Raw genomic sequence first — 9,822 nt, 5'->3', positions numbered from 1 at the left:
GTGAAACACCCCTGCGCCAATGGTACTTCGTCTCAAGACGCGGGAGAGTAGGGCACCGCCAGGTCCGCAAAAAGCAACATATCTCCTCTAAAACACAATGTATCTTCCTACTCCACAAAAGCGGCCCGGGTTTTTCCCGGGCCGTTTTTTTGTTTGAGCAAGGAATAACGGCAATTCAGCCTTTATGCGGGCCGCGCGGTTTCGCCAACCGACGCAGCGGAAATGCCGCCTTTTGCATCCATCCCCTTCGGCGGCACAAAGTGCTTGAGCAGCCGTTCCGTCAGACCGCCCATGGAATAGCAGGTGATGTGTTCCTTGGAATACACGCCTTCGCCGAGGATCTCGTTTGCCGCCATGAGCGCGCTCTCAACCGCGGGGCCGATGCCTTCGCCCAGATCAATCGAGGCGAGGCCGGCTGAATCACCGATCAGATAGCAGTTTTCGTTTTTGACCGGACCATCCCAGGCGTAGAGGAAATAGGGATGGCCGGTCGCCTTCAGATTTCCGGCGGTTTCGGGATCAAGCCGGCGATCGCGTACGAGATCATCGAGGAACCAGCGGAAATGATCGTGAATATTGGTGCCGGACTTGCGGAAGTACTTGCTCTTGCCGCCGATGCCGATATTGACGAAACCATTGCCTTTGGGAACGAACCAGGCGTAACCGACAAGGCCGCGGCGGGCGAAATAGAGATGGCAGTCGTCCTTGCGCTGCGGATATTCGAATTCCCTTTCCAGCGTGGCGATCTGCAGCGCCTTTCTGCGCTCGTCCTCGAAAAGGTTGCGCCGGACCGGGCACATTGTGCCGCCGGCTCCGATCAGATTGTCGCAGCTGTATGTGTCGTCAATGATATACCGGCCGTTGTCGCGCCGGATCGATTTGGCCGAATGGTTCTCGACCGGAGCGCCGGAACGCTCAAGCAGCCATGCGTCGAACTCGGTACGGCGGATCGAATAGTTCTTACCTTTCGTGGGAAACCAGTTCAGGCCGAACGGAACCTTGGGGAAATGGCTGCGCACATTGAGCTCGAGCAGCGGATGGGGATAGTCCCGGCTCGTGAACTCGAGATCGGCCATCACCTTTTCCGTAATCCAGCCGGCACAGAGCTTCAGGCGCGGGAATGTGGTCTTGTCGATCACGAGCACATCGTGGCCGGCTTGCTTCAACCGCCAGGCACAGGTGCTGCCGGCGGGACCGCCTCCGACGATCAGGGTTTCAACGTGACGCATGGGCAATCAGATTGGATTTTCGCACGGGAAGAAAGCGCTCCTTTTCCTTCGAAAGCCGATTGTGAGGGAATTTGCTGCAGACTGGAAGTCAATTCTGATGGGCTGTATTGCCGGCTATCGCGCACCGGGCCTAAACTGCGGTCAACAATAGCGAAATGTCGGAGGCGGGACCATGGACACACGCGAAAGACGCTCGGTCGAGAATCTGGTTCTGGCCATTGTACGCACGGAACTGGCCAATCGCCGGACCCTTCTGTCCTATCTCAATACATGCATTGCGCTCTTCGTGTCCGGCGTCGGGCTTCTAAAGCTCAGTGGAAGCCAGTGGCTGGAGTGGGTCGGCATTGCATTGATGCCGATATCGCTCGCAGTGGCGATCATCGGCATTATCGACTACCGAGTGCTTCGGCGCAGTATCGAAGCGGAGAAGGAACAGGCCGCCGCCGACGACATCGGCGCCTGACAACACCGAATACTTGACAATCGGCGGCGGCCCAAGGCGACACGCGCCATGCCGCCTATTGGGACAATCCGGACAATTGAGTGCGGAGCACTGGCGCACAGCCGTTGTGGGCGTACAGGAATTTTCCGGACTGCACTTGAGGTGGCGTGTCCTGTGAGGTGAATCAAATTACATTTGGTTCATCTGTAAAATATTTATAAATATCAGAACCTTACGCCGGATCACATGTTCGCGATCAGCGATTGCTCTGGGTTGTGCAGACGTGCGGCCACCTGACCGGGCCAAACCGGAGGTTTCTCGAACTTGCATTGGTTATTGCTATTTTAAGCTGTATCCCGGAATCATGATGATTTGACCGGCCCGTCGTCGGTTCGGGCGCACCGGTTGGCCAAACACAAATACGGTATGAATACTGGAAGCGATATGACCTACGATCTCATTTCACGATTCAATCACTGGATCATTGCTCTTGCGATGATCGGCATGCTGGCCTTCGGAATCTATATAGAAGACTTCGCCCCTCAGGGGCCGGAAGCCGGCGCGCTGTTGCAGACCCATAAGGCCATCGGCGTGCTGGTCCTGGTCTATGGCTTGTGGCGGGTGGGATGGCGGCTGGCGCGCGGCTTTCTGGAGCCGGCGGCGCCAGTTCCTGTCTGGCAGGACAGGATCGCCAAGCTGACGCACTGGGTGCTGATCGCCAGTGTTATTCTGATGCCGCTTTCCGGCATGACGACATCGCTCTTCGGTGGCCACGACATCCAGATGTTCGGATTGTTCATCATTCCGGGTTTTGCGGAAAACAAGGCGATATCCGAGATTGCCGCCGATGCGCATGGCGCGATCGCCAACGTTCTGATCTTCTTTATCGTGCTGCATGTGGCCGGCGCCCTCAAGCATCATTTCGTCGATCGCGATACGACACTTGTGCGCATGACGTCCGGCCGCTCCACGCGTTAGCGGTTCATCGGGCGGCTCAAGCAAAACGCCCCGGCGAACCGGGGCGTTGCATCATTCCGTTCAATCGGTCGCGGTCCGGATGACGAGTTTGCCGAAGTTCCTGCCCTCAAGCAGGCCCATGAATGCCTCGGGCGCGTTTTCCAGGCCCTCGACCAGGTCTTCGCGATACATGATCTTGCCGTCGGCCAGCCAGCCGCTCATATCGCGCACGAAATCCCGGTACCGGGTTTCGTAGTGATCGAAGATGATGAAGCCCTGCATCTTGATGCGCCGCACGAGCAGCAGGCCGACGAGGGCGGGCGTGCGGTCCGGTCCATCCGGCAGGCTCGTCGCGTTGTAGCTGGCGATGCGGCCGCAAACGGGAACGCGGGCATGCACGTTGAGCAATGGCAGCACCGCGTCGAAGACCGCGCCGCCGACATTTTCGAAATAAACATCGATGCCGTCCGGACAGGCCGCGGCGAGATTTTCATTCAGATCCGGTTCGCGCCGGTCGATACAGGCGTCGAAACCGAGTTCGTCGATAACATAACGGCATTTGTCCGCGCCGCCGGCGACGCCGACGACGCGGCATCCCTTCAGCTTGGCGATCTGGCCGACGACCGAGCCGACGGCGCCGCTCGCGGCGGATACGACCACGGTTTCGCCCGGCTTCGGCTCACCGATATCCAGCAGCCCGACATAGGCGGTGAAGCCCGGCATGCCCATGACACCGAGCGCCAGCGAGGGCTGCGGCATCTCCTTGTCGAGCCGGGCCAGGCCCGTCCCGTCGGAGACGTCGTAATCCTGCCAGCCGCTCATGCTTTGAACGAGATCGCCCACGGCGAATTTAGGATTGTTCGAGCCTTCCACCCGCGCGACCGTTCCGCCGACCATGACGTCGTCGATATTGACGGGCGGTGCATAGGAGGGCGCGTCATTCATCCGGCCGCGCATATAGGGATCGAGCGACAGGTAGAGCGTGCGCAGCAGGATTTCCCCGTCCTTCGGTTCCGGCACTTCCGTTTCCTCCAACCTGAAATTGTCCGCTGTCGGAGGGCCTTTCGGCCGCGAGGCCAGCACGATGCGGCGGTTCTTGATGGTCATGATCAGGTCCTTTCGAGGGCAAATAGTCGGTGTCTGAGGTGATTCCGGCAAATATTAGACCGGTCGACTAGAATTCGAAGATATTGTAATATAACGGTTTTATCCGGCAATACGTGTTGAAAATCGGGCTCAGTCGAGTCTCAGCAACTGGCGCGTGACAAGCTGGGCGTTCTTGAAGGCGTGGGTATCGTGGCGCAGCTTGGTCATCAAGGTGGCGCCGAGCCAGAGATCGTAGAGCGCGAGTGCGGCCTGGACCGGCTTGAGGTCCTTGGGCAATGATCCGTCCCGCATTCCTTCCATCAGGCATTGCGAAAGGCGCGCCACGATCCGCTCCGTGCCCTCGCGAAGCACTGCCCGCATCGACTCCGAAAGGTCCGAGACCTCGGCGCCGAGTTTGACCACAAGACAACGCGCCCCGAATTCGCAGACCGATTCGGGGTCCGTCCACAGGCCCCAGAAGGACATGATGCGATCCGCTGCGGGCCTTCCGTCGGGCTGCAGTAATTCGTCCAAGCGGTTGAGATAGCTATCGAAATAATCCTCCAGAAGAGCTTCCCCGAAGTTCTCCTTGGATTTGAAGTAGTGGTAGAAGGACCCTTTCGGAACTCCGGCCACGGACAGCAGCTGCGACAGGCCGACCGCAGAGAATCCCCTGCCGAGGATGACATCGCGGCTGGTGCTGATGATGTGCTGTCTGGTGTCTCTTTGTACGGGCATAACAAACGCTACCAAACCAATAACTAGACCGATCGTCTATCACACCTATGGCGGCAATGTGACCGTAAAATTCACAAAGTGAGTCAGCCGTTAACGCTGCGTCGATCTGCTTCGCTTATGCCGCGCCGGTGACGGTTGCGCTGAGGCCGCCCGTTTCCACGAGGAAGCGGACAATATCGTCGACGCCTTCGCCGCGGCGCAGATCCGTGAAGAGATTCACCTTGCCGCCGCGCATCCGTTCAGCGTCGCGCGCCATGATGGAAAGATCGGCGCCGACATGCGGTGCGAGATCGGTCTTGTTGATGATCAGAAGATCGGAACGGGTGATGGCGGGGCCGCCCTTGCGGGGGATCTCCTCGCCCTGGCAGACGGAAATGACATAGAGCGTGAGATCGGCAAGCTGCGGTGAAAAGGTGGCCGACAGGTTATCGCCGCCCGATTCGATGAAAACGATATCGAGGTCGCAATGGCGTGCGGTGAGCTCGTCGATCGCGGCAAGATTGATCGAAGCGTCCTCGCGAATGGCGGTGTGCGGGCACCCGCCGGTTTCAACGCCGACGATCCGGTCCGACGAGAGCGCCTGCAGGCGAACCAGGGCCTCGGCGTCTTCCCTGGTGTAGATATCGTTGGTGACGACGCCGATCGACCAGCGCGCGCGCATGGCTTTGCAGAGCTTTTCGGTAAGCGTCGTCTTGCCGGAGCCCACAGGACCGCCGATGCCGATCCGAAGAGGTCCGTTTGATGCCGGTGTCATGATCGGAAGATCCTCGAATATTGGGTTTCGTGATTCATCGCGGCGATCTCCGCCAATATGGTGGCACCGCCCAGATCGTCCAGTGTTGTGCCGGCCGCCCGGTCGGCGGTGCGCACGATGGTGGCTTCCAGTGCGGCGAGCACCTGTATGCCGTCCTTCTGGCCCAGCGCCATCAGCCGCAATCCCGCCTGGACGAGATTGGCGGTAAAAGCGTGCAGATAGGCCGTAAGCGCGGCCGCAAGCGGAATGTCATGGGCGCTCGCCAGAGCGCCGACGGCAACCGGCAAAGGACATTGCCGACCGAGCCGGCCAAGAACCGGAGACGGCCAGGCGGCGGCGGCTTCGAGGAACGCGTCGCCCTGTTTGACGGTTTCCAGGTGCCGTTCGGACGACCCGGCCAGCGCTTCGGCCAGTTCCGCAAGTTCGTCCAGCTGTCCGTCATCGGCCGCACGCCGCCAGCTTTCGGCAAAAAGCACCGCATCGTTCCAGGCCGAACCGACGGTGACCAGGTCGCAAAGCCAGTCTTCAAGTTGCCCGGCGTTCGCCACCATGCCGTCATGCACCGCGCGTTCGAGACCGTGGCTATAGGCATAGGCGCCGACCGGAAAGCTCGGCGACATCCAGCTCAACAGCCGAAGAAGGGCCGGATTGGATAGCGCCTCAGTCATGGTGGTGGTGCCCGCCTTCATAGGCTCCGCCCTCGGGATCGAACGGCGCTTCCACTTCTTCTATGTCCGCGCCGAGCCCCTCAAGCATTGCCCGCAGGGTGTGATCGCGGCGGATCAGGATGAATTTCTCATTGATCTGGGACGGGCAATGGCGGTTGCCGAGATGCCAGGCGAGGCGCAGATGATGCAAAGCGTCCCGCGGGCGCACGAGATAAAGGGGTTCCGGCTTCGCCTTCACCTCGATAATGCGGCCGTCATTCAATTGCAGCCCGTCCCCATGGCGCAGCAATCTTGCCTCGGCAAGGTCGAGCAGAAACCGGATGCCGTTGTCCGAGGTCATCGCCAGACGGCGCCGGTGCCGCCCGGCTTCGTCGAGCGTGATCGTGTCGGCGGCTTCGGCCTTGCCCAGCGGCACGACCCTGGAGGCGATCGGCTGTGTCAAAACAGGAAATACCTTTGCGCCATCGGGACAATTTCAGCAGGCTCGCATGTCAGCAACTCGCCGTCGGCGCGCACCTCGTAAGTCTCCGGATCGACGTCAATCTTCGGAGTCGCTGAATTGTGCACCATGGAACGCTTGCCGATGGCACGCCGCGTATTCTCGACCGCAACGAAGTCCTTTTCGGTCTCCAGCTGGTCGGCAAGGCCCGCATCGAGAGCCGCCCGGGAGACGAATGTGACGGAGCTTTCCGTGACGGCCTTGCCGAAAGCGCCGAACATCGGGCGGTAATGAACCGGCTGGGGCGTTGGGATGGAAGCATTCGGATCGCCCATCGCCGCCGTCGCGATGCTGCCGCCGAGCAGCACCATCTCAGGCTTGACGCCGAAGAAGGCGGGGTTCCACAGAACGAGATCGGCCCGCTTGCCGGCTTCGATCGAGCCAACATGTCTGGAAAACCCGTGTGCGATGGCCGGGTTGATCGTGTATTTGGCGATGTAGCGCTTGACCCGGAAATTGTCGTTCTCGCCTGTTTCCTCGGCAAGGCGGCCGCGCTGTCGCTTCATGCTGTCGGCGACCTGCCATGTGCGGATGATGACTTCGCCGACCCGGCCCATGGCCTGGCTGTCGGAAGCGACCACGGAAAAGGCACCCATGTCGTGAAGCACGTCTTCGGCGGCAATGGTTTCCGAGCGGATGCGGCTTTCGGCAAAGGCGACGTCCTCGGGAATGTTGGCATCGAGATGGTGACAGACCATCAGCATGTCGAGATGTTCGGCCGTGGTGTTGCGCGTGTAGGGCAGGGTGGGATTGGTCGAGGACGGAATGACGTGTTCGAGCCCGCACAGCTTGATAATATCGGGCGCGTGGCCGCCGCCGGCGCCTTCCGTGTGGAAGGCATGGATCGTGCGCCCGGCAATGGCCGCAATGGTGTTTTCGACAAAACCGCTTTCGTTGAGCGTGTCGGTGTGGATCATGGTCTGCACGTCGAAGGCGTCGGCCACCGAAAGGCAATTGTAGATCGCTGCCGGTGTGGTTCCCCAGTCCTCGTGCAGTTTGAGCGCGCAGGCGCCGCCCTCGACCATTTCCTCAAGCGCCCGGGGGCGTGAGGCGTTGCCCTTGCCTGCAAAGCCGATATTCATCGGAAACGCATCGGCGGCCTGGATCATGCGTCCGATATGCCAGGAGCCCGGGGTGCAGGTGGTCGCCAGGCTGCCATGCGCCGGGCCCGTGCCGCCACCGAGCATGGTCGTAACGCCGGAATTCAGCGCCTCCTCGATCTGCTGCGGGCAGATGAAATGAATATGGGCATCGATGCCGCCGGCGGTGACGATCTTGCCCTCGCCGGCAATCGCTTCGGTGCCCGGGCCGACAACAATGTCGACGCCGGCCTGGGTGTCGGGATTGCCGGCCTTGCCGATGCGCTGGATCAGGCCGTCGCGGAGGCCGATATCGGCCTTGTAGATGCCGCTGTGATCAACGATCAGCGCGTTGGTGATGACGGTATCGGCGGTGCCCTGTCCGCGTGTCGCCTGGGACTGGCCCATGCCGTCGCGGATCACCTTGCCGCCGCCGAATTTGACCTCGTCGCCATAGACCGTCAGGTCCCGCTCAACCTCGATGAAGAGTTCGGTGTCGGCCAGACGCACCTTGTCGCCGGTCGTCGGGCCGTACATGTCCGCATAGGCGGCTCTGGAAACATTAACCGGCATCTTCTACAGCGCCCCCATGACCTTCTTGTGAAAACCGAACACCCGGCGCGCGCCGCTGAATTCGACCAGCGTGACTTCGCGTTCCTGGCCCGGCTCGAAGCGCACTGCGGTTCCGGACGGTATGTCCAGACGCCTGCCGCGGGCCTTCTCGCGATCAAAGGCAAGGGCGCTGTTGGTCTCGAAAAAATGATAGTGGCTGCCGACCTGGACGGGCCGGTCGCCTGTGTTGGCGACCTTCAGCGTTATGACATCGCCGCCCTCGTTGAGCGTGATGTCGCCATCCGCGCAGATGATTTCTCCCGGTATCATGGCAAACTCCTAGCGGATCGGATTGTGCACGGTGACAAGCTTCACCCCGTCCGGGAATGTCGCCTCGACCTGGATGTCATGGATCATCTCGGGAATGCCTTCCATGACCTCGTTGCGGGTGAGCACATGGGCGCCGGCCTCCATGAGATCGGCAACGGTGCGGCCGTCACGGGCGCCTTCCACCACGAAATCGGAGATGAGCGCGATGGATTCGGGATGGTTGAGCTTGACGCCGCGCGCCAGCCTCTTGCGTGCCACTTCCGCCGCCATGGCGATCAGCAGCTTGTCTTTTTCCCTTGGTGTCAGGTTCATGCAATACCCCTAGAGCAATTCTGAGTTAGCTTGGAACATTTGACCGTGGCGATTTTGGTCGCTGGCTAGGCGGATTGTGCGCCGTACCTCACCACAAGCACAAGCCAACGACGCCAGGGGCCAAAATCGCCCGGCCCATTCAGTACTGGTTTTCAATACGATAATCCTTTCGAGGGAGGGGAAAATCGGCCCATCGGCGTCGTTGCACCGCTTGCCCGATGCACCACATCGCGCTGCGCGACGCGCCTAGCCGAGTGAACCGATTTTCCTCCATCAAATGCTCCAATCTAACTCGGAATTGCTCTAGATAGTCCAAAGTTTCGGCAGGCCCTGGCGGGTGCCGGTCAGTTTCCGGTTGCACCAGTCGATGACCGGTATGAGTTGCCGGCGCAGTTCGAATCCGCCGGATGCGACCATGCGCACGATCAGACGATTGCCGGCGGAGGTTTGAATTGCGCTGGCGCCGGCATTGTTCCCGAGCAGGCCGCGTATCGGTTCGACCATGTCGCCCGCATCCTTGTGCACGACGAGAACTGTGGCAAAGGCGCATGCGCCCGCCGTTGTCGTCGTGCGATCGAGCAGAGCGGGAATGTCGCCGTCGAGCCTGGTTTCTTCGGCATGCAGCAGCCGGCCGCCGCGGCGAATGCGCCAGCGGTCGGTGAAAAAGGCTTCCCGGACTGTTTCGCCCATTGCCCGGCGGCCGAGGATCATCGGCTCGGCCAGAAGCAGGGTCGCGTTTGGTGCGAGTTCAATGTAAAGCTTGCGTGAGAGCGACGAGCGATCGAACAGGATCGTTTCCTGCGGGAGCCACGATAGCGCGGCGCCTTCATGCACCTTGAGCGTTGTCGCCACGTGGGCGGTACCGGCGCAGGCGCGGTAGATTTTCTCGCAGGCCTGGGTGGTCGTCACGCAGCGCGCGTTTTTCCCGACATCAATGGTCCAGTCGAGGCGATCGCCGCCGGTAATGCCGCCGGATGTGTTGATCAGGACGACGTCGGCGGCGGAACCATTATGGGTGCGCGGCAGGCGGATCTTCGCCGAACCCTCCTGGTAAAGCCGGCTGAGGCGGGAGGTTCCGTCGAGGTGGACCACCGATATGCGCGCCGTACCCTTTACCCGCTGCAGCCGCTGTTCCGGCGCGTTATTTCGATCTGCAATGCCTGCCATGGCCGAACA

General features: G+C 60.7%; 12 protein-coding genes. 2 read left to right on the top strand and 10 right to left on the bottom strand.

Annotated elements, in window-relative coordinates:
• Positions 1–182: 182 nt before the first annotated feature.
• Complete coding sequence (locus tag OOZ53_RS18025) at positions 183–1,229, bottom strand: NAD(P)/FAD-dependent oxidoreductase (protein WP_271091077.1); 1,047 nt, start codon at positions 1,227–1,229, stop codon at positions 183–185.
• Positions 1,230–1,401: 172 nt separating this feature from the next.
• On the opposite strand from OOZ53_RS18025, the gene OOZ53_RS18020 reads away from it, so the two are divergent.
• Both OOZ53_RS18020 and OOZ53_RS18015 read left to right on the top strand, forming a co-directional pair.
• Complete coding sequence (locus tag OOZ53_RS18020) at positions 1,402–1,692, top strand: DUF202 domain-containing protein (protein ID WP_271091076.1); 291 nt, start codon at positions 1,402–1,404, stop codon at positions 1,690–1,692.
• Positions 1,693–2,115: 423 nt separating this feature from the next.
• Entirely contained in the window at positions 2,116–2,649 is a 534-nt protein-coding gene (locus OOZ53_RS18015) for a cytochrome b (RefSeq protein ID WP_271091075.1), read from the top strand.
• Between the two features lie 60 nt (positions 2,650–2,709).
• Here the strand turns inward: OOZ53_RS18015 and OOZ53_RS18010 are convergent, their stop codons facing one another.
• The 9 genes from OOZ53_RS18010 to OOZ53_RS17970 form a co-directional block, all read right to left on the bottom strand.
• On the bottom strand, positions 2,710–3,735 hold the full coding sequence (locus OOZ53_RS18010; protein ID WP_271091074.1) for an NADP-dependent oxidoreductase: 1,026 nt from the start codon (positions 3,733–3,735) through the stop codon (positions 2,710–2,712).
• A 129-nt stretch (positions 3,736–3,864) separates the two neighbouring features.
• Complete coding sequence (locus OOZ53_RS18005) at positions 3,865–4,452, bottom strand: TetR/AcrR family transcriptional regulator (RefSeq protein WP_271091073.1); 588 nt, start codon at positions 4,450–4,452, stop codon at positions 3,865–3,867.
• A 115-nt stretch (positions 4,453–4,567) separates the two neighbouring features.
• Entirely contained in the window at positions 4,568–5,206 is a 639-nt protein-coding gene (ureG, locus tag OOZ53_RS18000) for an urease accessory protein UreG (protein ID WP_271091072.1), read from the bottom strand.
• The gene (locus OOZ53_RS17995; protein ID WP_271091071.1) at positions 5,203–5,874 is read right to left on the bottom strand and encodes an urease accessory protein UreF; all 672 of its coding nucleotides are present in this window, start codon (positions 5,872–5,874) and stop codon (positions 5,203–5,205) included. Before OOZ53_RS17995 ends, ureG begins: the two co-directional genes overlap by 4 nt.
• A complete protein-coding gene (locus OOZ53_RS17990) occupies positions 5,867–6,316 on the bottom strand; it encodes an urease accessory protein UreE (protein ID WP_271091070.1) in 450 nt (149 codons plus the stop codon). The genes OOZ53_RS17995 and OOZ53_RS17990 overlap by 8 nt, the downstream gene beginning before the upstream one ends.
• Positions 6,313–8,025 carry an urease subunit alpha gene (gene ureC, locus OOZ53_RS17985; RefSeq protein WP_271091069.1) on the bottom strand — a complete coding sequence of 571 codons (1,713 nt, stop codon included), beginning with the start codon at positions 8,023–8,025 and terminating at the stop codon, positions 6,313–6,315. The genes OOZ53_RS17990 and ureC overlap by 4 nt, the downstream gene beginning before the upstream one ends.
• Before the next feature lie 3 nt (positions 8,026–8,028).
• Positions 8,029–8,334, bottom strand: coding sequence for an urease subunit beta (locus tag OOZ53_RS17980; protein WP_271091068.1), 306 nt, complete (start codon positions 8,332–8,334; stop codon positions 8,029–8,031).
• A gap of 9 nt (positions 8,335–8,343) precedes the next feature.
• Positions 8,344–8,646, bottom strand: coding sequence for an urease subunit gamma (locus OOZ53_RS17975; RefSeq protein ID WP_271091067.1), 303 nt, complete (start codon positions 8,644–8,646; stop codon positions 8,344–8,346).
• 303 nt (positions 8,647–8,949) lie between these two features.
• On the bottom strand, positions 8,950–9,813 hold the full coding sequence (locus OOZ53_RS17970) for an urease accessory protein UreD (protein ID WP_271091066.1): 864 nt from the start codon (positions 9,811–9,813) through the stop codon (positions 8,950–8,952).
• Positions 9,814–9,822 lie beyond the last annotated feature (9 nt).

The organism is Allohoeflea poritis (assembly GCF_027889715.1).
GTDB classification, from domain to species: domain Bacteria; phylum Pseudomonadota; class Alphaproteobacteria; order Rhizobiales; family Rhizobiaceae; genus Hoeflea_A; species Hoeflea_A poritis.
Note: the sequence above shows the minus strand (reverse complement) of the source record. Positions and strands in the feature narration are given on the sequence as shown.

What these genes read in the sequence shown, in the direction of transcription:
- OOZ53_RS18025 (WP_271091077.1), bottom strand. Translation starts at nt 1,229, where the DNA reads ATGCGTCACGTTGAAACCCTGATCGTCGGAGGCGGTCCCGCCGGCAGC.
- OOZ53_RS18005 (WP_271091073.1), bottom strand. Translation starts at nt 4,452, where the DNA reads ATGCCCGTACAAAGAGACACCAGACAGCACATCATCAGCACCAGCCGC.
- OOZ53_RS17995 (WP_271091071.1), bottom strand. Translation starts at nt 5,874, where the DNA reads ATGACTGAGGCGCTATCCAATCCGGCCCTTCTTCGGCTGTTGAGCTGG.
- OOZ53_RS17980 (WP_271091068.1), bottom strand. Translation starts at nt 8,334, where the DNA reads ATGATACCGGGAGAAATCATCTGCGCGGATGGCGACATCACGCTCAAC.
- ureG (WP_271091072.1), bottom strand. Translation starts at nt 5,206, where the DNA reads ATGACACCGGCATCAAACGGACCTCTTCGGATCGGCATCGGCGGTCCT.
- OOZ53_RS18010 (WP_271091074.1), bottom strand. Translation starts at nt 3,735, where the DNA reads ATGACCATCAAGAACCGCCGCATCGTGCTGGCCTCGCGGCCGAAAGGC.
- OOZ53_RS18020 (WP_271091076.1), top strand. Translation starts at nt 1,402, where the DNA reads ATGGACACACGCGAAAGACGCTCGGTCGAGAATCTGGTTCTGGCCATT.
- OOZ53_RS18015 (WP_271091075.1), top strand. Translation starts at nt 2,116, where the DNA reads ATGACCTACGATCTCATTTCACGATTCAATCACTGGATCATTGCTCTT.
- OOZ53_RS17975 (WP_271091067.1), bottom strand. Translation starts at nt 8,646, where the DNA reads ATGAACCTGACACCAAGGGAAAAAGACAAGCTGCTGATCGCCATGGCG.
- OOZ53_RS17970 (WP_271091066.1), bottom strand. Translation starts at nt 9,813, where the DNA reads ATGGCAGGCATTGCAGATCGAAATAACGCGCCGGAACAGCGGCTGCAG.
- ureC (WP_271091069.1), bottom strand. Translation starts at nt 8,025, where the DNA reads ATGCCGGTTAATGTTTCCAGAGCCGCCTATGCGGACATGTACGGCCCG.